Genomic DNA, 22,835 nt, shown 5'->3' on the forward strand with positions numbered 1-22,835 from the left:
GTTTTGTTGTTATAAAGAAATAGAGTTTAGAAATCTAAAGTGATGGAAGCTCTGGCAGCTGCTCCCATAATAGGTCTTGCCATGATGATTCCATCTCCATTGGGTGATCCGGCTCTTGGATCTCCTTCTGTAATACCAATCGTATTAAAGATATTGGTACCATCCACTGCAAAACGTATTTTTCCTAACTGATAAGACATTCCTGCTCCAAATTCTGTGAAAGAAGGTAAAGTCTGTACATTCAGCTCATCCTGGAAGCGTTTTCCATAATAATTCATGCTTACATAAGCTCTCCATGACTTGGTAATGTTCACAGCCGGTGAAATATTAAAATAAAACTTCGGCATTCTTCTCACCACATTTCCTTCCAGAAGACTTCCGGCTTCAAGGTTTTTATATTTTGGACTCTGAACTGTTCCGTTAAAGGTAACTTCCAACATATTATTGAATAAGCGGGCATACCCTTCTACCTCAACTCCATAGTTTTCTGTATTGGCAAAGGTATTTTCAGATTTTCCATCAGAGAAAATATCTGTAAATGAAAGGTTCTTCAAGGTAGAATAGAACGGAATCACGGCAATATCAAAGGTACGCGAGTAGTATTTATATCCTACTTCCAGCTGATTGGTGGTTACAGATTTTAACGGTTTATCAGGAGTCGGGTTGGAGAAATAATTGTAGTACGCTTCCTCATTCGGAGATCTGAAACCATTAGAAAAACGTGCATATACTGCATTCTCTCTGTTGATTTTATAATTCGCTGCTAATGTGAAAGAAACTTTATCTACGTTAAAATTCCAGTAAGTAAATTTATTTCCCAGTACACTCATATTATCATCAGCAGTTGTTGTGTTGAAACCGTGAGTTCCATCTGTTGTTAACCCTGAGTTATTTAAATTGGAAGTTGTTGTATTGGCAAAATTTCCTTTATAGTAATCATGGCTGTAACGAAGGCCTCCGTTCACACTTAAAGCATCGGTAATATTATAATCTAAGTTTACATAAAGGTCATTCAAACTTCCCTGAGTTTGTGTTCTTCTTTGCAGGAATGTCATATCCATCACCCCATTATAGGTTTTAGAATACCCATCATCTGTAGGGCTCATAGAAGGGTTTACCAGATTTAAAAGCTCAGGTCTGTCTGTTGCTGTGGTCAGAATATTGCTCCAGTTCCAATATTGCTGAGATTTCCAGTTGGATTTGTAAAAACCTGCCGTAATATTTCCTTTATCAAATTTATAATTGAACTGTAAATCATTCACAAAGTTATTCATCTGCTTGTCAATCGCCCAGAATCCTAATTTTTGTACGTACTCAGGATTTACAACTGCCCCGTTGCTTACCAGAGAATACTGATAATTGCTCATTCCAAGCCCGCCGTCTTTCACAGCGTCAGTCGCATATTTAGAAGCCACTTTGGGTGGTCCTGCCGGGAAAATCCCCGTATAGTTCATGTTGATATCCGTATATCGGGTTTTGTTTAAAACCGTGAAATTATTTCCAAGATCATATTTAAACTCAGCCCCTAGTACATCTACTTTCGGATGGATTCCGTCTTCAAGATTTCTGTTGAAAAACCCGCCTCCGGCCTGTGGAATATTCAGTTGGCTGATTGCTCTGTAGCTGTATGTTCCATAGTTGGGATCAAATCCCTGGAATCCTTTCAGTTTATTTCCGTTTTGTACTAAAGGAATTGGAAGGAAGAATGTATTTCTGTCATCCAGTTTTTTGTAATACACTTTTACATAGCCTTTATCAAAGACATATTTAAGATTCATTCTGATCTGCCCTCCATTATTGGCTTTGAAACCTGTTTTTCTGATTCCGTCATCTGTTCTGTAAAAACCTCCGACATTGAAAAACAATTTATCCTGAACCAATGCTCCACCTACGTTAACATCGGTACGCATTAATCCATAGGTACTTGTTTCCAGTTTTGCTGTACCTCTGAAATCATTGGTTCCTTCTCTGGTAATAAAGTTGATCAGACCACCGGGAGAATTCGTGGCGTAAATAGATCCGGAACCTCCTCTCAGAGCTTCCATACGATTCACGGAATTATCTACACGGAAAAAGTTATCCGCATTGGCAAACTGAAGCGCACCATCTTCAAAAACGGGAAGACCATCTTCCTGTACCTGTACAAATTCATAGGCTCCTGCAGAAGGAATCCCTCTTGCAAAAAGGTTGTTTCCTACTTCACCTCCTGAAGTTTCCACGGCAAACCCTGGAACTCTCTGTAATAAAGCAGCAGCACTGATTGGATTCTGCTTCTGGATTTCTTTGGAGCTGAATGTAGAAATTGCAGTACTGGATTCTATTTTTTTCTTCGGGTTTGAATTTCCGGTAATAACAATCTGATCTATAGAAGAAACTTTTGCAGAATCCTGCGGAGTTTCCTGAGCATAAGCATTATTAAAATATAACGTAGCTGTTGCGGCAATTAAAAAGATCGATTTTTTTTTCATAGCCATATTTTTTATTGTTAGTTTCAGTTTTGTTGTAATTGTAAATACACTCCATTGGTCCAACCGAATCCATCCTGATTGGGGTATTCCCCGCCGCCTGCTATTGTTTCTGTGTCTAATGCATTGTATTTTTCCATCAGTTTTCCAGTGTTTTTGTAGACTCTTTCTACGTTTGAACACCAGTTGTCTTTAATTTTTTCTGCCAGCTCATTAAAGCCATAATTTTTCATTGCTTTAAAGCCCAGCCATTGATAAGGAGCCCATGCATTGGGAAGATCCCATTGCTGTCCTGAGTTTTTGGTTGTGGTGACAAGCCCGCCTTTATAAAGAAATTTTTCAGCAACCGCTTTGGCCACCGCTTCAGCTTGTGTATGGTCTGCAATTCCCAGGAATAAAGGGTAAAGAGCAGCAATATGTTCAGACGGTGTTTTTGTGTTTTTTTTAGTGTGATAATCTTTATAATTGTTAGTATTTCCATCCCAGAAATATTTATTGATCATCTGTCTTCGGCTTGCTGCTCTTTCTGAAAAATAATTTTCTTTTTCACTCAGATTGTGAAGCGCTGATGATTTCGCCAAAGTTGTTTCCAAATGCCATAAAAGACAGTTCAGATCAACCTGTGCAAGGTTCAGCGTTTCTATCGTCTGTATATTTTCTCCGTCTGCGAACCATCTGCTGGAAAAATCCCAGCCGGATTCACAGGCACTTCTTATATTTCTGTAAAATTCATCTCCTGAAGTTTTTTCATGATCTTCAATATCGATCAGGTAACTTTCAGGGCGAGGTGCATTTTCTGCATCGTAATAACGGTTCAGAATATCTCCGTCTATTGTTTTAACTACTCTTTTTACACTGGAATTGTTTTCAAGCCATTCTTCACCATTCATCCAGAAAGCATATTCTTTTTCCAAAGTGTCATGGTATTCTGTATAAATTCCTTCGTCATTTGTGGTTTCAAAAAGAAGATCCAGCATTAATGAAAAATAGGGAGGCTGTGATCTGCTCAGGAAATGAGTTCTGCTGGCATTGGGAACAAATCCTACGTTTTGAATCAGATAAGAACAGTTCTCAATAATGTTATTCATCATTTCTACTCTGCCGGAAGCTTTTAGCCCAAGCATAATAAAATAGCTGTCCCAATAGAAAAACTCATTGAAACGACCTCCAGGAACAATGTAAGGTTTTGGTAATTTTAAAAGCGTTCCTTTTTCTTCATAGGCTGTACGGGTTAATTCATCCCATAATTTCTCAATATGTTCGCCAATAGGAAGTTGTTCTTCTCTGTGTACGGAAACTCTTGCTCCCAAAAAGTCAAAATGAGTCATCACAAAATCTTTCAGATCAAAACCTTCAGTATTTTTTGTTTGTTCATAATCTTCATTAATCTTTGCAATGGGAAACAGAGGAACTGCATCCGTCATCATTTTCTGATCTTCAAAAATTTCAGATCTCTGTACATCATCAAACAGACTTTGAATTTCGTTTATGTAAAGCTGATTACTCATTGTTATTTTTTAGGATTAATTTTTAATTTATTCATGAAAACCGCTGAGGTGATCAGTAATGAAAGCGGAATCAGGGAAAGGTAAAATGCCTGTTGTCCACTAAACTCCTGAAACACAAAACCGGTAATGATAGAACCTATAGTTCCCCCGATTGCTGAGAAAACAACAATCAGTCCTGACATGGCACTGTGTAAATATTTGGGGATGGATGCCAGAATTACAGAATTAATGCTCGGATAAATAGGTGCCAGCAAACCTCCCATTAAAGGAAATAAATAGACAACCAGAGGAGCATTCGCCCAGTTTGTATTCTTATCAATAGTAATATTATGTGTAAGGGGTAAAACCAGCAGTAAACTAATAGCAAAACCTACTACACAAAAAGAAACAACATAGATCCAGCTGAATTTTTTGGAGAAGAATCCCGATAAAAATCTTCCCAATGCAAAAGCTCCTGCCAAAACCGCTCCTGCCTGAATACTCATTGAGGTAGGCACTTTTAAAATCTCTTTATAAAAAGTAGGAGTCCATGTCTGAAAACTCTGCTCTACCAATACAAAAAGGAAAGCACATAATAAGAAACACAACACTTTTTTATAACTGAACAGGCTTGCACTGTTTTTTAAATCTCCCAAAAGATCTGTTTTCTCACTTTTAACTTCCTGCTCATTGAGTTTTGAAAAGAACAGGAATAAAAAAGATAAACTTGAAAGTGCTCCCAGCACCCAATACACATTCAGCCATTCGGTAGATTTCGGATTGTGATCATCAATATATAAACTGAATAATACATTTCCCGCCAATACGCCAATCATAAAAAAGCCTTCCAGAAATCCCATGAAACTGGAATGTTCTTTATCTGTTTCCGTTACTAATCCAATAGAAGTAAAAACTGATATTTTGATCAGTGCAAAGGAAACTCCTACCGTGGCAAATAATAATTTAAATACCCAGAAATCATTGGTAAATGGCATTACAAAACACATACAGCTTACCAGGAGTAAGGCGGTCAGCATTGATTTTTTGATTCCTATTTTAGGAAGGAATGAAGCCAGAATGAAAGAACATATGGCGATTGGAAGATCTTTGAAACCTTCCAAAACACTGGCCGAAGATTTTGAAATCCCAAAATTCTGCTGTACCTGTAGAATAACTGTTCCTACAGAATTCAGAAGAATTGCGAAGACAAAATAGTTTAAAAATAAAACGGCCTTGATGTTAATATTTTTCATTCAGGTTATTTCTTGTCGGCTAAGATAGAAGCATTTCTGTTAACGATAATTTAACACAGTAAATCAATATTTGAACTATATTAATATATTTAGTATTTTTAGTAATTAAATATGATTAATTAAATGAAAGTTACTTTTGAAAGGGTGATCCCAAATGAAAAGAGCTCGTTCCGTACCATTCATAATAATTCCCCTATTTCAGAATTTAAATGGGAGTATCATTATCATCCCGAAATTGAGCTGGTATGTGTCATTTCCGGGAACGGAACCCGCCATGTAGGCTACCATAAAAGTAATTATACGAATGGAGATCTGGTATTGATCGGATCCAATATTCCCCACTCCGGATTTGGACTGAATTCTATTGATCCGCATGAGGAAATTGTACTTCAGTTCAAGGAAGAAATCCTTCAGTTTCCCCAGCAGGAGGTAGAAGCCAGATCTATTAAAAATCTGTTGGAACTTTCAAAATACGGGATTCATTTTCATCAAAAAGTAAAAAAGGTAATGCTTCCCAAACTAAAACTGATGCTGGAATCAGAAGGGTATAAAAGATATTTACTATTGCTTGAAATTCTTTTTGAGCTTTCAAAATGTGAGGATTATGAGCTCTTGAATAAGGAAATCATGCCCTATACCATTATTTCCAAAAACAAAACCCGCCTTGAGAATATCTTTACGTATGTGGAGCATCATTATGACAAGGAAATTGATATTGAAGATGTTGCAAAACTGGCCAATCTGACTTTACCTGCTTTCTGTAATTTCTTTAAAAAAGCCACCCAGATTACGTTTACAGAGTTTGTAAACCGCTACAGAATTAATAAAGCATGTCTTTTGATGGCACAGGACAGATCTATTTCAGAATGCAGTTATCAATGCGGCTTTAATAATGTCACCTATTTTAATAGGATGTTCAAAAAATATACAGGGAAAACGCCTTCAGAGTTTATCAAGAACTACTCTCACAATAAAGTCAATATAGATTTAAAGGTTGAAAAAGAGGTTAAAAGTAAGGTGAGTTTTTGATAGTGTAAAGAGACTCCTACAGAGTGACAAGGTTGGTGGATAGACCATATCTCGTATTTGTCATTGCGTAGGAATCCAGACTCTCTTCAAATTTTGTAATAATTTACAATAAAAGATATGCAGAGACTCTTACAGAGTGACAAGGTGTGTGGATAGACCATATCTCGTATTTGTCATTCCGTAGGAATCCAAGCTTAACTCAAATTTTACAATGGGTTACAATAAAAATAGGATAAGCTATACTGAGACTCCTACGGAGAGAAAAAGTGTGTGGATAAGCTGCAAGTATTATGTTGCAATCAACAAAAAAGCCACTCTAAAAAGAGCAGCTTTGTATTATTGAGTAAAACCAGTAACTAAATAAACCAGCAACCAGCAATTATTTCCATTTAATATTACATCCCATGCTTGGTCTCTGGATTTCTTCCTGAGCTTCTCCAGCTAAAAGATTTTCAAAAGCGATGATTAAATCTTCACCGGTTACATCTTTATTATTTCCAGGTCTCGAATCATCCATCTGTCCTCTGTATACAAGATCAAGCTTGTCATCAAAGAAATAAAAATCAGGTGTACATGCAGCATCATAAGCTTTTGCTACAGCCTGGCTTTCATCAAATAAATATGGAAAATCAAATCTTCTCTCGATTTGGAATTCAATCATTTTTTCCGGAGAATCTGCCGGATATTTTTCAATGTCATTTGCATTAATGGCGATGAATTCAATTCCACGCTCGTTATAATCTTCGTATAATTCATTGATCTTGTCAATCACATGCAGAACAAACGGGCAGTGGTTACACATAAAGATCACCAAAGTACCTTTTTCTCCTTTCAGTTCGTCCAAAGACTGAAGTTCATTCGTTTTTGACGGGTTAGGAAGTTCAAAAAACGGAGCCTTTGTTCCTAATGCCAGCATATTTGAGGGAGTATTCATATCCTTATTTCTTTACCGACAAAGATAATTATTTCTTTTGTTAATTGAGCCGAGTTCTGAAACATGCATTTTATTTTTGGTAGAGTAAGGAAGTTGGAAGCTGGAGGCTGGAAGATAATAGGGCTTCAAAAATAGTTATAGTCAAATTCTATTAATAGTTTTTTCACACCCAAAATTAACTTCCAGCCCCCATTCTTCCAGCTTCCAGCCTTTGATTTATTTTCTTTAAATAGTCAGCAAATCTATAAAACTTACAATATCCTTTGGAACTTATATCAAAAAGTTTGTAGTTTTGCTAACGCTGTTAGTAAATAAATATCATGGGTCTACATGAACGCCGTCAACGAGAAAAAGAATCCATCCGTGCAAATATTTTGCAGGCTGCTTTTACGTTGGCTAAAACTGAAGGCTGGGGTTCGCTTTCTATGCGTAAGATAGCTGATGCTATTGAGTATAGTGCACCTGTTGTATATGATTATTTTGAAAATAAAGAAGCTATCCTATTTGAAATTTCTTTAGATGGCTTCCACAAGTTACATATAGAATTATTAAAAGCTCAGCAGAAACACGATACTCCGGAAGAGCAGCTTGTTGCTATTGTGGATGCTTACTGGAACTTTGCTTTTAAAAATAAGGAATATTACCAGCTTATGTTTGGTCTTGGAATGCAGTGTTGCGGAAAAGGTCAGATGAAAAAGGAATTCTCATCATTTCAGGAGCTTATCTATGAATGTACTTATGAGATTATCAAGAAAAACGGATCCAATCCGGACAATGCCTGCCATATGTCTCATGCTCTTTTTTCTGCGGTACACGGAATGATCTCTATTATGATGATGCGTACAGCTGATATTCCTGCAACAATGAATAAGACTACATTGGACGAAACTGTTTCGGCTTTCATTAAGTCTTTGTAAATTTTTTTTGAATTAAAAATTAACACCGTTAGGAAACTTAACACCGAATAATTAAAAGTATTCTGTTATTCCTGATTAAAAACTCAATCATTTATGAAACCATTCATAGAATTCAGTTGTTAAAATTAGTCATTTTTTGCTTACGAATTAACACTGTTAGTAAAATTAACACACCTTACACCATCATTATATCCTTAAATACATTAAAAACAATTTTCAATTATGGAAACAATCGACTTTATCGGACATTAAAAATTCTGTAATTTTTTTTGAACTAATTATTAACACTGTTAGGAAAAAATACAGCATTTATTAAAACACTTTACTTACCTCTAACACTTCATTAAAAAAATTAAACCAAAATGAAAATACCTGGAAAAACAAGGTTTATTGTACTTATTGCAAGTATAATTCTTTTACAGAGCTGCACAAAAGCCGCAGAAGGAACCAATGCCGCACCTCCAGCTCCAGAACTTCCGGTTTATACCGTTATTACATCACCCGCAACTACATATCAGGAATTCCCAACTGCTTTGGAAGGGAAAAACAACGTAGAAATAAGATCTCAGGTAGACGGATATCTGGATAGAATCTATGTGGAAGAAGGCGCTTATGTAAGAGCAGGACAACCGTTATTTAAAATAGATTCAAGAAGCTACGGTGAGCAGATGAATATGGCTCAGGCAAATCTTCAGGCTGCGAATGCCAATATCCAAAAAGCAAGAGTGGAAGTAGAAAGACTTCAGCCACTGGTTGCTGCAAAAGTAGTTTCTGATGTACAGCTTAAAACAGCAAAAGCCAATTATGATGCCGCTGTTGCCGCTGCTTCACAAGCCAAAGCCTCTGTAGGAAGCGCAAGAATCAATGTAGGATTTACAACGATTACAGCTCCAGTGAGCGGTTATATTGGAAGAATTCCTTACAAAAAAGGAAGTCTGATCTCCAGAACAGATGTAAATCCATTGACATTATTATCTGATATCAGTGAAATCTACGCGTATTTCTCTTTAAGTGAACTTGACTTCATTGCGTTCCAGAATAAATATCCGGGAGCAAGTTTAGAAGAAAAGCTTAAAAATATGCCAATGGTAGATCTTGTCATTGCTGATAACAGTACTTACCCTGAAAAAGGAAGATTAAGTATTGTAGACGGACAGTTTGATAAAACTACCGGAGCCATCAGTGTACGTGCCGTTTTCCCTAATGCCAACGGAACTTTAAGAACCGGAAACACAGGAAGAGTGCGTATGCCTCAACTGATCTCAAATGCTGTAGTAATTCCTCAGGAATCCACATTTGAAATTCAGGATAAAACCTATGTATATGTGATGGATAAGGATAAAAAAGTAATGGGAAGACCTATTAAAATAGCTGGAAAAACAGAGAGCTATTACTTTATTTCAGAAGGACTTTCCCGTGGAGAAAAAATCGTATTCACAGGAATTGGAAACTTGAAAGATGGTGCTTCCATTAAGCCGAAAAATATTTCTTCTGACAGCTTATTAAAAGCAAAACCATTATAGTCCTTTTTCCCAATACAGAAGACTAAAAAAATAAACTTCTTATGTTAAAACAATTTATAGAAAGACCGGTCCTTTCAACGGTCATCTCCATAATACTCTTATTATTGGGAGCTTTGTCTCTCTTTAATTTACCGATTGCCCTCTTTCCGGATATCGCTCCTCCAAGCGTTCAGGTAACGGCATTCTATCCTGGAGCGAATGCTGAGGTTGTTGCACGTTCGGTGGCTACTCCTATTGAGGAAGCAGTGAACGGTGTGGAAAATATGACCTACATGACTTCTAACTCCAGTAATGACGGTACCATGACACTTAGTGTATACTTCAAGCAGGGAGCAGATGCTGATAATGCGGCGGTAAACGTACAGAACCGTGTATCGAAAGCAATGAGCCAGCTGCCTCAGGAAGTAGTACAAGCCGGGATTTCAACCCAGAAAGTGCAGAACAGTATGATCATGTTCATGGGATTAACCAGTGAAAATGAAAAGCAATACGATGAATTATTCCTTCAAAATTATCTGAAGATCAACGTAATTCCACAGATACAGCGTATCCCGGGAGTTGCACAGGCTCAGGTATTCGGTACAAGGGATTATTCCATGAGAATCTGGCTGAAACCGGATCGTCTGGCATCTAACAACCTTTCTCCTCAGGAAGTTTTGGGAGCGATTAAAGATCACAACCTTGAAGCCGCTCCTGGCCGTCTTGGGCAGGGAAGTAAGGAAACTTACGAATATATCCTTAAATACAAAGGGAAACTGAATAAGAATGAAGATTATGAAAACATTGCGATCAAAGCGAACAGTGATGGTTCTTTCTTAAGATTAAAAGATGTTGCACGAGTAGAATTCGGATCTTATACATATACTGCCACCAACAGAGTAGACGGAAAACCGGTTGCCGGATTTGCCATCTTACAAACCGCAGGTTCCAATGCCAATGAGATCCTGACTGAAATTGAACAGCAGGTGAAAGTAATGGAAACTACCCTTCCAAAAGGAGTGAAACCCATTATTATGTATAATTCCAAAGACTTTTTGGATGCTTCTATCCATCAGGTTGTAGAAACGCTTGTTATTGCTTTCGTCTTGGTATTTATTGTAGTATTTATCTTCCTTCAGGATTTCAGATCTACATTAATTCCGGCTATTGCCGTACCGGTTGCAATTATCGGAACATTCTTCTTCCTGCAGTTATTTGGTTTCAGTATCAACATGCTTACCTTATTTGCATTGGTACTCGCCATTGGTATTGTAGTGGATGATGCCATTGTAGTAGTGGAAGCCGTCCATTCTAAAATGGAACAGACAGGAATGCCTGTAGAGCATGCAACGATGCACTCAATGAGTGAAATTTCTGGAGCCATTATTTCCATCACACTGGTAATGTGTGCCGTGTTTATTCCGGTTGGTTTCATGCAGGGACCTGCAGGAGTTTTCTACAGACAGTTTGCCTTCACACTAGCGATTGCAATTTTAATTTCAGCAGTGAATGCATTAACCTTGAGTCCTGCATTATGTGCGATGTTCTTAAATGATCCTCAGGGAGAACACGGTGAGCATGGTCATAAAAAAGGTTTTGGAGCAAGATTCTTCAATGCTTTTAATGCCAGCTTCAACAGCATGACGAGAAAATATATCTATAGCCTTAAGTTTTTAATTAAAAACAAATGGGTTGCGATAGGAGGCCTTGTTGTCATTACAGCTGCAAGTGTATTTTTGATCAAAAAAGCACCGTCAGGATTTATTCCTACTGAAGACCAGGGATTCGTACTTTATGCAGTGAATACTCCTCCGGGAAGTTCACTGGAAAGAACACACAGAGCAACCGCACAAATTGATAAAATTATCAACGGTGAAAAAGCAACCAACCACCTTTGGGTAGCAGATGGAATGAACTTCATCAGTAATGCCAACGCTTCTCCCTATTCTGCGGGTTTCATTAAACTTAAAGATTATGACAAGCGTGGTGAAATGAAAGATCCTGATCAGATTGCAGCAACATTAACAGGTAAGGTAAGCCAGGTAAAAGATGCCAATGCATTTTTCTTCAACTTCCCTACTGTACAAGGTTTCGGTAACGTTTCCGGATTTGAATTCATGCTTCAGGATAAAACAAACGGTTCTTTTGAACAATTGGGAACAACCACTCAACAGTTCATTGGAGAGCTGATGAAAAGACCTGAAATTGCTTTTGCCTTTACCACATATGCCGCAGGAAACCCTCAATATACCATTGATGTGGATACTGATAAAGCCAACCAGCTAGGTGTTTCTGTAACAGAACTGATGCAGACTATGCAGATTTATTTCGGTAGTAGCTTTGTATCGGATTTCAACAGATTCGGAAAATATTACAGAGTAATGGCACAGGCAGATATTCCTTACCGTACAGATGTTAATTCACTGGAAGGAATTTATGTAAAAAATAAATCCGGAGAAATGGTGCCGGCAAAAACACTGGTTACGTTAAAAAGATCTTTCGGTCCTGAAACGGTAACAAGAAATAACCTTTTCAACGCAGTAACGATTAACGGAACTCCAAAACCTGGTTACAGTACCGGAGATGCCATTAAAGCTGTAGAAGAAGTTGCTCAGCAATCACTTCCAAGAGGATATGGATATGAATGGACAGGAATTACCCGTGAGGAAATTAAAACAAGCGGACAGACTGCCTTTATTTTCTTCTTAAGTATTCTGTTTGTTTACTTCTTACTGGCAGCACAATATGAAAGTTATATTCTTCCGTTTGCTATTATTCTTACGATTCCTACAGGGATTTTTGGAGTATTTGCCTTCACAGGATTAGCCGGAATTGATAACAATATTTATGTTCAGGTAGGATTGATCATGCTCGTAGGACTATTGGCGAAAAATGCCATCCTGATTGTGGAATTTGCTGTACAGAGAAGAAAAGCAGGGAAAACATTAATTGAATCTGCCCTTCAGGCATCAAGATTACGTCTAAGACCGATCTTAATGACCTCTTTTGCCTTCATTGTGGGAATGCTTCCGCTGGTATGGACGCAAGGTGCATCTTCAAAAGGAAACCACTCTATCGGTTATAGTACAGTAGGAGGAATGCTTACAGGAGTAATATTCGGGATTTTTATCATTCCGGTGATGTATGTAATATTCCAGTATCTGCATGAAAAAATGCCAAGCAGAAAAAAGAAAAGACTTCTGAAAAAACAAATGGAGGAAGAACTTTTAGCTGCTACACACTAATAAAAAAATGAATTACAAAAACTTAGGGAAAATTTTAAGATCATAGGTTTACCTATTTACCTGCCTGATCTTAATGGTTTAAAAAAGCTGATTATTTTCTCCTACTAAAGACAATTTTTGCCTCTATAGAGACCTCTCTAAGTTTTGTATTCAACTAAAAGTTTAAAAACTATGAAACGAGTAAAAAATATTATTCTAACATTTGTGCTGGCCATCGGCTCTGTTTCGTGTGTGTCTAAACTGGCATACACGGAGCCTGAGCTTCCTCTTCCGGAAAAGTTCCAGTACACCGCAACTGCAGACACTGCCAGCATAGCCAACCTGGAGTGGAAACAGTTCTTCAGCGATCCTATTTTACAGGAACTGATTGAAAAAGGAATTAAAAATAATTATGACCTTCAGATTGCCCTGAAACAGGTAGCTGCTTCACAGGAAAAACTGAAACAGGCAAAATATATGCAATATCCGGACGTTGGATTCGGAGTAAGCGGACAGATTTCAAGACCTTCCAAAAACAGCATGAACGGACAAAGCTTAAATTTATTTTTAGGTTCAAGCCATGTTGAAGATTATAACGCAGCCTTCAACCTTTCATGGGAAGCTGACATCTGGGGAAAAATCAAAAACCAGCAGGAAGTTTCAAGAATGCAGTACCTTCAGACTTATGAGGGTTCAAAAGCAGTTCAGACTCAGGTAGTAGCAGCTATTGCACAAGGATATTATAATTTGTTAATGCTTGACAGACAATTGGCTATTGCAAAATCCAATCTGGAACTGAGCAGCAACACCCTATTGATCACCCAAAAAATGTGGGAAAGTGGTGATAATACCTCTTTAGGAGTTCAGCAGGCAGCCGCACAGAAACAGGCAACAGAACTTTTGATTGCCCAACTGGAACAGAATATTGCCATTCAGGAAAATGCACTGAGCATTTTGACAGGTGAATTGCCTAATAAAGTAAACAGAACCATAGAAATGTCTGATACCTCTTTACCTCAAAACATCACAGCAGGACTTCCGGCAGCTATGGTAAGCCGCAGACCGGATGTTCGTCAGCAGGAATTGGTTCTATTAGAATCCAATGCGATGGTAGGTATTGCGCAGGCTAATATGTATCCGGCATTGAAGATTACCGCTAACGGAGGGGTAAATTCATTCAAATTTGATAACTGGTTCCAGATTCCGGCTTCGTTATTCGGATCAGTTTTAGGAGGACTTACCCAGCCTATTTTCCAGAAAAGACAATTAAAAACAGATCTGGAAGTAGCAAAAATTCAGAGAGAGAAAAATGTTCTGGCATTCCGCCAATCGGTACTGAATGCAGTAGGTGAAATTTCAGATGCTTTGGTTTCAAACGAAAACTTAAAAATTCAGGAACAAAAAGCCTCTGAGCAGACCACTACACTGAAAGACGGAATTAAAAGTGCACAACTTCTTTACAAAGGAGGTTCAGCCAATTACCTGGAAGTGATTACAGCACAAGGGAATTCCCTACAGGCAGAGTTGAATCTGGCTTCCATTAAAAGACAGAGATTAAGCAGCATTGTAGATTTATACAGAGCTTTAGGCGGCGGTTGGAAGTAGTAAATTAAATTATATTTGTTAAGGTGCGGTTCTTTTTGGACCGCATTTTTTTACGATTTTATTGATGAAATAAATGATCATTAAACCATTAAGAATATTTAAGTTGTTAAGTTTAATTAAGAAAAATCAAATAGATTTTTAAGAATACTTCATAATGCGAAGCTTTCTTAATATTCTTCTTCATGGTTTAAAATGATTCAGGCAAAATTTATCATTGAAATTGCTCTCCAATCCATTTCAGCAAGTCTTCAAAATCATTTTGAGAATACCCGAGTGGTAAATAATGAATATCATCCGCCTTTCTATACCACGTCAGCTGGCGTTTCGCATACCTGCGGCTATTTTTTTTAATTTCTGAAACCGCAAAATCAAGATCCCACTCTCCGTCAAAATACTTGAAAAGTTCCGCATATCCTACTGTATTTAAAGCTGTCAGATCCTTGAATTTTTCAAGAGCTTTTACCTCATCCAGCAAGCCATTTTCCATCATCATATCTACTCTGCGATTGATTCTGTCATACAGTTCTTCTCTTGGCGCTTCAATTCCGATACGGATCACATTGAAATCTCTGCCATTCTGGGAAACCGAAATATGTTCAGAATATTTTTTATCCGTTTGCCAGATAATATCGATTGCTCTCAACAGCCTGCGATGATTGTGAATATCTACCACATTGAAATATTCCGGATCCAGTTCTTTTAAAATATCCTGAAGTTTTTCTATCCCCTCCTGCTCCATCATAGTCTGAAGTTTCTCCTGATTTTCAGCGTTCGCTTCCGGAAGATCATGTAAACCTTCTATTACCGCTTTTTCATACATCATACTTCCACCGACAAGAATAACAGTGTCATGAGTGGTAAAAAGTTCATTAAGTTTTTGAAGCGCATCTTCTTCGTACTGCCCGATAGAATAATATTCTTCCACTGAAAGATTTCCGATAAAATGATGAGGGGCACCCGCCAGTTCTTCTTCAGAAGGTGCCGCTGTTCCTATTTTCATTTCTTTAAAAAACTGGCGGGAATCACATGAAATAATCTCCGTATTGAAATGCTGAGCCAAATCAATTGCCAATCTCGTTTTACCAATTCCGGTGGGTCCCACTACAGAAATTAAATTTTTCTTTTTCACGGCGCTAATTTACGAAAACGAGTTTATTTAATTTGCTGGAAGATGGAAGCTGGAGGCTGGAAGTTAAAATTAGATCTATCACAATCTTCCTGCTTCCTACCTCCATCTTCCAGCCATTCAACATTAGCCAAACTATAGACTTAAATGATTATCTTTGTAAAACAATAAAAAACTATGATTTTATCAATGACCGGATTCGGTAGAGCCGAAGATGTTTTTGAAGGAAAAAAAATTACAATAGATATTAAATCTCTGAACAGCAAGAGCTTTGATTTGAATATTAAAATTCCTTTACGTTATAAAGAAAAAGAATTTGAAATCAGAAAAATTCTTAACGATAGAATTATCCGTGGAAAAGTAGACTGCTACGTTAATATTGAGAATCTTGAAGAGTCCAATGATGTAAAAATTAATAAAAACTTAATTGACTCTTATATCAAAGAACTTAAAAATATAGCTTCTGACGGTCCAGATTTCGAATACCTTAAAATGGCGGTGAGACTTCCTGATGCCATTACATCAAGACCAGATGAATTGACGGATGGTGAATGGGAAGCTTTGGCTAAAATTGTTAATAATGCTATTAACAAATTCGAAGAATTCAGAAAAACTGAAGGCAGCATTTTACATGAAGAATTGAACAGGAATATCCAGAATATCGACAAATATCTTGGCGAAGTAATTCCTTTTGAAGAAGAAAGAATTGTAAGCGTGAAAGAGCGTTATCAGAAATCTTTAAAAGAATTTGAAAACGTTGATGAAACACGTTTCTATCAGGAAATGGCTTATTTTACTGAAAAACTTGATATTTCTGAAGAAAAGGTAAGACTTACCCAGCACTTAAAATATTATAAAGAAGTAATGGATAATGAGTCTTTCAATGGAAAAAAACTGGGCTTCATTTCTCAGGAAATCGGAAGAGAAATCAATACATTAGGGTCTAAAGCCAATCATGCAGAAATCCAGAAACTGGTTGTGATGATGAAAGATGACCTGGAAAAAATTAAAGAACAAACGTTAAACGTATTGTAATGATAGATGCGCGTTACGAGATGCGTGATTGTCATTCCCAACAATGGACTCCCAACTCGAAACCCGTAACCCGAAATTGTAAAAAATGGATAAAGTAATTATATTTTCAGCGCCATCAGGGAGCGGAAAAACTACATTGGTAAAGCATTCACTGGAAACATTTCCCGAATTGGCATTTTCAATCTCATGTACTACAAGACAGCCAAGAGGAAGTGAAATTCATGCAGTGGATTATCATTTTCTGACACCTGATGAATTCAGACAGAAAATTTCTGAAGAAGCTTTTGTAGAATATGAAGAAGTATACACTGATAAATATTACGGTACTTTAAAATCTGAAGTAGAAAAAATCTGGAATCAGGGAAAAGTTGTTATTTTTGATGTAGATGTAAAAGGAGGCATCTCTCTAAAAAAATATTTTGGTGAAAAAGCACTGTCTATTTTTATAGAACCCCCTTCCATTGAAGAATTGGAACGAAGATTGATCTCCAGAAACACAGATGATGCAGAAACCATCAAAACCCGTGTTGCCAAGGCAGAAGAAGAAATGACCTACGCCAGCGAGTTTGACAAGATCGTGATCAATGAAGATCTTGATGCAGCTAAAAAAGAAATAGAAAGTTTAATAAAAAGTTTTATAGAAAGAAACTAGAAGTTAGAAATTAGAAGTTAGTTTTTTTAGTGTCAGGAAAATTATCCTCATTTTGTACTAACCTCTAGTTTTTAATCTCTAACTTCTATAAAGAAAAAATTGAGGTTGATATGAGTACCGAAACATTAGAAAAAGCTAAATCTGCAATTCCTGTCAGAGGATTTCTGGATATAAAAGATATTGCTATTCCTCAGGGAGAAGAATTGGTGAAAGCCATTCTTAAACTTAAAGAGGAAAAGAATGCTGTTATTCTGGCCCATTATTACCAGCCGGGAGAAATTCAGGATATTGCTGATTTCCTGGGGGATTCTCTACAGCTTGCAAGACAGGCAAAAGATACAAATGCTGATATGATCGTATTCTGCGGAGTACATTTCATGGCAGAAGCCGCTAAAATCCTGAACCCAACTAAAAAAGTAGTTCTTCCTGATACCATGGCCGGATGCTCCCTGGCAGACGGTTGTTCCGGAGAAGGATTAAGAAAAATGCGTGAACAGCACCCGAATGCTTTAATTGCAACTTACATCAATTGTAACGCAGAAACTAAAGCTGAAAGTGATATCATCGTAACAAGTTCAAATGCTGAAACAGTAATCGAAGCTCTTCCGAAAGACAGACCCATCATCTTCGCACCTGATAAAAACCTTGGAAGATATTTATCTAAGAAAACGGGACGTGATATGATCCTTTGGGATGGAAGCTGTGTAGTACACGAAGCATTTTCAATGGAAAGAATTGCTCAGCAGTTAGCAGACAATCCGGACGCTAAACTCATTGCACATCCTGAAAGTGAAGAAGCCGTTTTGAAGCTGGCTCACTTTATTGGTTCTACTTCTGCCCTGCTGAACTATGTAGAAAAAGATGACTGTCAGAAATTCATCATTGCTACAGAAGAAGGGATTCTTCACGAAATGAGAAAACGTGCTCCTCACAAGGAACTGATTCCTGCATTGGTTTTTGATGAAAGCTGTAACTGCTCAGAATGTTTCTACATGAAACGTAATACAATGGAAAAATTGTATTTATGTATGAAGTATGAACTTCCTGAAATTCTTATCGACGAAGAATTAAGATTAAAGGCATTGAAACCTATCGAAGCCATGCTTGATCTTTCAAAAAGCATAAAATAAACAAAGAGGCTGTCTCTGAAAGAATTTACTTTTTTGAGCCAGCCCTTTTTATTTTTAGTCTGCAGGAACTGCAACAAAGCAATCCGCACTTACAACTACGCACATCCTGCAATTCTCGGACAATGTCCAATATGCCTCGCACGAAGGATCACTGGATGAACCCGGCCCAAAAACCAGGTGGGTAGGGCAGCCATCACATCTTGATACACCAGCACCTTTCATCTGTTCCAAATCTCTTCTGTTTAATCTTTTCAAATTTTTCATAAAAGTCAAATTATCTTTTAAGAAACTCCTCCGTCCACACATTCCATACTTACCAGAACACACATCTTGCAATAATCAGGAAGTCCCTGATAAGCAGAACATGGGTACTGATATTCAGGACCATCTCCGAAAGTAGCATGTTGCGGGCATCCTGCACATCTTGACGGACCTGCTGCTCCATTTAATTTTTCAAGTTCTTTTCTGTTTAATTTCTTTAAATTTTTCATAGTCGTTTTAATTAAATTTTGATTTTTAAGTAGATTATTTTCCTGAATCTGATTTCAACCTATTTTTATAAATGAGGATCAAAACATTCAAAGCTCACAAGGACTCTTCCTTTACAACATTCCGGTAAAGCATGGTAATCAGCACATGATCTTGGTTCACCAGGTCCGTAAGGTCCGGCAAGGCAGTTTTCAAAACAGTTATTCACGTCTCCTCCATTCATTGATTTCAGATGTTGGCGGTTTAATTTCTTTAAATTTTTCATGATTATTCCGTTATTAGTTAACATTCTAAATGTAACATTTTTAATTAATTACACCAAATATATCTCCTAAAAAGGAAATATATTTTATTATGTTAAAAACTTGGCTGTTCCAAAATAATTTGTACATTTGTCTTGTTACAATGAATTTTCTAAGAAACATATCTGATATTTCTGCCCTGAAATCACTTATTTCAGGCACATCTTCTGTTTCTACATTCACAACTACAACAATTACCCCATAACGGGGTAGATTTTCACATATTATTTCCGGTACGCGTACTCTTTTTTTTAAGAGTAATCATTTCTATTTACCCAACTTCAAAAAAATAATTGATGAAAGTTTTAAAATTCGGCGGAACATCAGTCGCCCATTCTCAGAATATCTTACTGGTGAAAAAAATCATAAAAAATGAATCTTTAAAAAGCAAAGTTGTTGTTATTGTATCAGCTTTACATGGCGTTACTGATCAGTTGATCAAAGCCGCAGAATATGCTTCAGTAAAAGATGAAAACTATATTCAGATTGTCAAGAACCTTGAGGAAAAACATATCAGTCTGGTAAAAGAACTATTCCCAATCACAGAACAGAGCTCATGGTTAAGTTTTGTAAAAAAACACTTCAACGATATCGAAGATCTCTGCAATGGAATCGCTGTCCTTGGTGAATTGACAGACAGAATTAAAGATAAAATCGCTTCTTATGGAGAATTTCTGTCATCAAAAATCATAGCAGCAAAGCTCCAGCATGAAGGATTAGATTGTGGATGGATGAATTCCGCAGAGCTGATCAGAACGGATAGTAATTTCACTCACGCAAAAGTAGATTTTGACTCTACCGAAAAAAATATCATCAATTTCCTGAATGAAAATCAAAACCATATCATTGTAGGTCCAGGTTTCATAGCTCAAGACGAAAAAAATAATGCAACAACACTAGGAAGAGGAGGCTCAGATTACACTGCTTCCATTATTGCGGCTTCTATTGATGCAGAAGAACTTCAGATCTGGACCGATGTAAGCGGAATGATGACGGCCGATCCTCGCCTTGCTTCCAATGCAAAACCTATTTCAGAAATCTCTTACCATGAGGCGATGGAACTGTCTCATTTCGGGGCAAAAGTGCTTTATCCACCTTCCATTCAGCCTGTGATGGTAAAAAATATAAATCTGATGATCAAAAATACTTTTGATCCGGATGCACAGGGAACTTTAATCTCTCATCAACTGAAATCTTCAGACAATGAAAAACAGATTGCCGTAGGTATTTCCAATATGAACAGTATTGCTCTCCTTACATTGGAAGGAAGCGGTATGGTAGGAATTCCGGGTATTTCTTCAAAACTTTTTCAATGTTTAAGCCATGAAAAAATTAATGTCATTCTTATTACACAAGGATCTTCAGAACATTCTATCACTATTGCTATTGAAGAAAAAGAAGCGTTACGTGCTGAACATGCAATCAATTTTTCTTTTGCTGATGATATCGACCTGAAAAGAGTTTATGCAGTAAATATTGAAACAGGGCTTTCCATTGTCGCTTTGGTAGGAGAAAGTATGAAAAGCAGAAGTGGTGTGAGTGCCAAAATGTTCGGATGCCTCGGAAATAACGGAATCAATATAAGAGCGATTGCTCAGGGGTCTTCAGAAAGAAATATCAGCATTGTTATTTCAGAAAAAGACAGTAAAAAAGCAGTGAACGTCCTTCATGAAGAATTTTTTGAATCTGAAATAAAACAGATCCATCTTTATATCTGTGGTACAGGGAATGTAGGATCTAAGCTGATTCAACAGATCTATGACCAAAATGATTATTTAAAAGAAAATTTTTTAATTAACCTTAGAATTGCAGGAATTTCCAACAGTCGTCATATGATATTTTCAGATCAGGGAATGTCAAAGGAAAACTATCTTATCTGGAGCCAGCAAGGTGAAAAAGCCTCTCCGAGAGATTTTGCTGATGAAATTATCCGCAGAAACCTTAGGAATTCTGTTTTCGTTGATGTTACTGCAAGTTCAGACATTCCTGAAGTGTATGAAAGCTTATTAAAAAGAAGTGTAAATATTGTGGCCTGTAATAAAATTGCAGCCTCTTCAGATTATAAAAAATATAAAGCGTTAAAAGATACAGCAAGAAATCATAACTGTAATTTTTATTTTGAAACCAATGTAGGAGCAGGGCTTCCGGTAATAGGAACAATCAATGACCTCATCAAAAGCGGAGACCAAATCCAGTCTATTCAGGCTGTATTGAGTGGAACATTGAATTTTGTATTTAATGAATATGACGGCAGCAGAACATTTTCTGAAGTAGTGGCACAGGCTCAGAAAGAAGGCTACACTGAACCTGATCCAAGACTTGACCTGTCCGGAACAGATGTCGCAAGGAAAATTTTAATTCTGGCAAGAGAGGCAGGATATCCGCTTCAGTTTGATGCCATTGAAAACATAGGTTTTCTACCTGAAGAATGTATGCAGGGAAGCGTTGACAGTTTTTACGAAAAACTTACAGCGTATGAAGAGCATTTTAAAAACTTGCTAAACAAAGCAAAAAACGAAGGCAAAATATTAAAATACGTTGCAAAATTTAAAGATGGAAAAGCAAAAGTCGGGTTACAGCATATTGCTCCGGATAGTGATCTGTTTCACCTTTATGGCAAAGACAATATTGTCATTTTTAAAACCCTCAGATATTCCGAACAACCTTTAGTGGTAAAAGGTGCTGGTGCCGGTGCTGAAGTGACAGCAAGTGGAGTTTTTGCAGATATTATTCGTTCTATATAAAAATACAATTATGAAAAAAGTAAAATTAAAAGTTCCCGCTACTGTTGCCAATCTGGTTTGCGGATTTGATATTTTAGGAATGGCCGTCCATGATCCTTATGATGAGATGGAATTCAGATTATTGGAAACCCCTGAAATTATTATAAAACATATTGATGCTTTCGGGCTTCCTGAAGAGCCTTCCAGAAATGTCGCAGGTATTGTCCTGTTAAAAATTCAGGAATATTTTAATCTGAAAAACGGTTTTGAAGTTATTATCCGTAAACATATAAAACCTGGAAGTGGGCTCGGATCCAGTGCGGCAAGTGCCGCCGGAGCCGCCTTCGGAGCCAATCTATTATTGGGAAATAAACTCTCAAAAGAAGAACTGGTTCATTTTGCCATGTTTGGAGAGGAGCTGGCTTCAGGAGTACGCCATGCAGATAATATCGCTCCATGCATCTATGGTGGAATTACACTGGTAAAATCAACTCATCCTATAGATATTGTTTCCCTGAACAGCCCAGATTTATTTGTAACCGCTGTACATCCGCAGGTGGAAGTCAAAACTTCAGATGCAAGACAGATTTTAAAGAAAAATATCACCTTAAAAAGTGCTGTTGAACAATGGGGAAATATTGCCGGACTTGTAGCAGGAATTCAGAAAAATGATTTCCCTTTGATTGGCCGGAGTCTTAATGATGTTATCATAGAACCTATCCGCAGTATTCTGATTCCGAAATTTGACGAAATCAAAGCAAAAAGTCTGCAATCAGGTGCATTGGGAGGCGGAATTTCAGGTTCAGGGCCATCCATTTTTATGTTGTCTGAACAAAAAGAAACTGCAGAAAAAATTGCCCGGATGATGAAATCAGTCTATGATGAGATTGAAATTGAAAGCCTGGTATATGTGTCAAAAATAAATCCGTCAGGCATACAAATCGTTGAAGAAGTTTAATCAC

The 22,835-nt window shown here is 37.2% G+C and carries 17 protein-coding genes; 10 read left to right on the forward strand and 7 right to left on the reverse strand.

The features are described from left to right. Positions 1-26: 26 nt before the first annotated feature. The 3 genes from ODR02_RS16275 to ODR02_RS16285 are packed head-to-tail and all read right to left on the reverse strand — an operon-like array spanning position 27 to position 5,205. Positions 27-2,468 (reverse strand): TonB-dependent receptor, encoded by a 2,442-nt coding sequence (locus tag ODR02_RS16275; protein ID WP_309512787.1) that lies wholly within the window; start codon positions 2,466-2,468, stop codon positions 27-29. Positions 2,469-2,491: 23 nt separating this feature from the next. Continuing rightward, on the reverse strand, positions 2,492-3,973 hold the full coding sequence (locus ODR02_RS16280) for a trehalase family glycosidase (RefSeq protein ID WP_209787356.1): 1,482 nt from the start codon (positions 3,971-3,973) through the stop codon (positions 2,492-2,494). Positions 3,974-3,975: 2 nt separating this feature from the next. After that, on the reverse strand, positions 3,976-5,205 hold the full coding sequence (locus ODR02_RS16285; protein WP_209787355.1) for an MFS transporter: 1,230 nt from the start codon (positions 5,203-5,205) through the stop codon (positions 3,976-3,978). Between the two features lie 123 nt (positions 5,206-5,328). Here ODR02_RS16285 and ODR02_RS16290 point away from each other — a divergent pair, with 123 nt between their 5' ends. Continuing rightward, positions 5,329-6,234, forward strand: a complete 906-nt coding sequence (locus ODR02_RS16290; protein ID WP_209787354.1) for an AraC family transcriptional regulator — start codon at positions 5,329-5,331, stop codon at positions 6,232-6,234. 379 nt (positions 6,235-6,613) lie between these two features. Here the strand turns inward: ODR02_RS16290 and ODR02_RS16295 are convergent, their stop codons facing one another. Continuing rightward, positions 6,614-7,168, reverse strand: a complete 555-nt coding sequence (locus ODR02_RS16295; protein ID WP_034694944.1) for a thioredoxin family protein — start codon at positions 7,166-7,168, stop codon at positions 6,614-6,616. Between the two features lie 320 nt (positions 7,169-7,488). Here ODR02_RS16295 and ODR02_RS16300 point away from each other — a divergent pair, with 320 nt between their 5' ends. The 4 genes from ODR02_RS16300 to ODR02_RS16315 all read left to right on the forward strand — a co-directional run bounded on the left by ODR02_RS16300 (position 7,489) and on the right by ODR02_RS16315 (position 14,416). Next, entirely contained in the window at positions 7,489-8,085 is a 597-nt protein-coding gene (locus ODR02_RS16300) for a TetR/AcrR family transcriptional regulator (RefSeq protein WP_209787353.1), read from the forward strand. A 362-nt stretch (positions 8,086-8,447) separates the two neighbouring features. After that, complete coding sequence (locus tag ODR02_RS16305; protein WP_309512788.1) at positions 8,448-9,608, forward strand: efflux RND transporter periplasmic adaptor subunit; 1,161 nt, start codon at positions 8,448-8,450, stop codon at positions 9,606-9,608. A 41-nt stretch (positions 9,609-9,649) separates the two neighbouring features. Next, positions 9,650-12,832: an efflux RND transporter permease subunit gene (locus ODR02_RS16310; RefSeq protein ID WP_105681419.1), complete on the forward strand. Its 3,183-nt coding sequence runs from the start codon at positions 9,650-9,652 to the stop codon at positions 12,830-12,832. Positions 12,833-13,003: 171 nt separating this feature from the next. Further along, complete coding sequence (locus ODR02_RS16315) at positions 13,004-14,416, forward strand: efflux transporter outer membrane subunit (RefSeq protein ID WP_209787350.1); 1,413 nt, start codon at positions 13,004-13,006, stop codon at positions 14,414-14,416. Between the two features lie 211 nt (positions 14,417-14,627). Here ODR02_RS16315 and miaA read toward each other — a convergent pair whose 3' ends face one another. Continuing rightward, positions 14,628-15,545, reverse strand: a complete 918-nt coding sequence (gene miaA / locus ODR02_RS16320) for a tRNA (adenosine(37)-N6)-dimethylallyltransferase MiaA (protein ID WP_209787348.1) — start codon at positions 15,543-15,545, stop codon at positions 14,628-14,630. Positions 15,546-15,719: 174 nt separating this feature from the next. Here miaA and ODR02_RS16325 point away from each other — a divergent pair, with 174 nt between their 5' ends. From ODR02_RS16325 to nadA, 3 genes are all read left to right on the forward strand, one after another. Further along, positions 15,720-16,577: a YicC family protein gene (locus ODR02_RS16325; protein ID WP_105681422.1), complete on the forward strand. Its 858-nt coding sequence runs from the start codon at positions 15,720-15,722 to the stop codon at positions 16,575-16,577. An 85-nt stretch (positions 16,578-16,662) separates the two neighbouring features. Further along, on the forward strand, positions 16,663-17,229 hold the full coding sequence (gmk, locus tag ODR02_RS16330; protein ID WP_105681423.1) for a guanylate kinase: 567 nt from the start codon (positions 16,663-16,665) through the stop codon (positions 17,227-17,229). A gap of 110 nt (positions 17,230-17,339) precedes the next feature. Continuing rightward, positions 17,340-18,359, forward strand: coding sequence for a quinolinate synthase NadA (gene nadA, locus ODR02_RS16335; protein ID WP_034694934.1), 1,020 nt, complete (start codon positions 17,340-17,342; stop codon positions 18,357-18,359). Positions 18,360-18,640: 281 nt separating this feature from the next. On the opposite strand, the gene ODR02_RS16340 is transcribed toward nadA, so the two are convergent. Beyond that, positions 18,641-18,850, reverse strand: coding sequence for a bacteriocin-like protein (locus tag ODR02_RS16340; protein ID WP_105681426.1), 210 nt, complete (start codon positions 18,848-18,850; stop codon positions 18,641-18,643). A 65-nt stretch (positions 18,851-18,915) separates the two neighbouring features. Beyond that, a complete protein-coding gene (locus ODR02_RS16345) occupies positions 18,916-19,113 on the reverse strand; it encodes a bacteriocin-like protein (protein ID WP_309512789.1) in 198 nt (65 codons plus the stop codon). A gap of 333 nt (positions 19,114-19,446) precedes the next feature. Here ODR02_RS16345 and thrA point away from each other — a divergent pair, with 333 nt between their 5' ends. Both thrA and ODR02_RS16355 read left to right on the forward strand, forming a co-directional pair. Next, a complete protein-coding gene (gene thrA / locus ODR02_RS16350; protein WP_309512790.1) occupies positions 19,447-21,894 on the forward strand; it encodes a bifunctional aspartate kinase/homoserine dehydrogenase I in 2,448 nt (815 codons plus the stop codon). A gap of 10 nt (positions 21,895-21,904) precedes the next feature. Beyond that, the gene (locus tag ODR02_RS16355) at positions 21,905-22,831 is read left to right on the forward strand and encodes a homoserine kinase (RefSeq protein ID WP_309512791.1); all 927 of its coding nucleotides are present in this window, start codon (positions 21,905-21,907) and stop codon (positions 22,829-22,831) included. Positions 22,832-22,835: the final 4 nt, after the last annotated feature.

Source organism: Chryseobacterium sp. CFS2, from assembly GCF_036543225.1.
Classification (GTDB): Bacteria; Bacteroidota; Bacteroidia; order Flavobacteriales; family Weeksellaceae; genus Chryseobacterium; species Chryseobacterium culicis_A.

Coding starts and splice junctions, on each gene's coding strand:
- ODR02_RS16275 (WP_309512787.1), bottom strand. CDS start 2,468: ATGAAAAAAAAATCGATCTTTTTAATTGCCGCAACAGCTACGTTATAT.
- ODR02_RS16280 (WP_209787356.1), bottom strand. CDS start 3,973: ATGAGTAATCAGCTTTACATAAACGAAATTCAAAGTCTGTTTGATGAT.
- ODR02_RS16285 (WP_209787355.1), bottom strand. CDS start 5,205: ATGAAAAATATTAACATCAAGGCCGTTTTATTTTTAAACTATTTTGTC.
- ODR02_RS16290 (WP_209787354.1), top strand. CDS start 5,329: ATGAAAGTTACTTTTGAAAGGGTGATCCCAAATGAAAAGAGCTCGTTC.
- ODR02_RS16295 (WP_034694944.1), bottom strand. CDS start 7,168: ATGAATACTCCCTCAAATATGCTGGCATTAGGAACAAAGGCTCCGTTT.
- ODR02_RS16300 (WP_209787353.1), top strand. CDS start 7,489: ATGGGTCTACATGAACGCCGTCAACGAGAAAAAGAATCCATCCGTGCA.
- ODR02_RS16305 (WP_309512788.1), top strand. CDS start 8,448: ATGAAAATACCTGGAAAAACAAGGTTTATTGTACTTATTGCAAGTATA.
- ODR02_RS16310 (WP_105681419.1), top strand. CDS start 9,650: ATGTTAAAACAATTTATAGAAAGACCGGTCCTTTCAACGGTCATCTCC.
- ODR02_RS16315 (WP_209787350.1), top strand. CDS start 13,004: ATGAAACGAGTAAAAAATATTATTCTAACATTTGTGCTGGCCATCGGC.
- ODR02_RS16325 (WP_105681422.1), top strand. CDS start 15,720: ATGATTTTATCAATGACCGGATTCGGTAGAGCCGAAGATGTTTTTGAA.
- gmk (WP_105681423.1), top strand. CDS start 16,663: ATGGATAAAGTAATTATATTTTCAGCGCCATCAGGGAGCGGAAAAACT.
- nadA (WP_034694934.1), top strand. CDS start 17,340: ATGAGTACCGAAACATTAGAAAAAGCTAAATCTGCAATTCCTGTCAGA.
- ODR02_RS16340 (WP_105681426.1), bottom strand. CDS start 18,850: ATGAAAAATTTAAAGAAATTAAACAGAAAAGAACTTGAAAAATTAAAT.
- ODR02_RS16345 (WP_309512789.1), bottom strand. CDS start 19,113: ATGAAAAATTTAAAGAAATTAAACCGCCAACATCTGAAATCAATGAAT.
- thrA (WP_309512790.1), top strand. CDS start 19,447: ATGAAAGTTTTAAAATTCGGCGGAACATCAGTCGCCCATTCTCAGAAT.
- ODR02_RS16355 (WP_309512791.1), top strand. CDS start 21,905: ATGAAAAAAGTAAAATTAAAAGTTCCCGCTACTGTTGCCAATCTGGTT.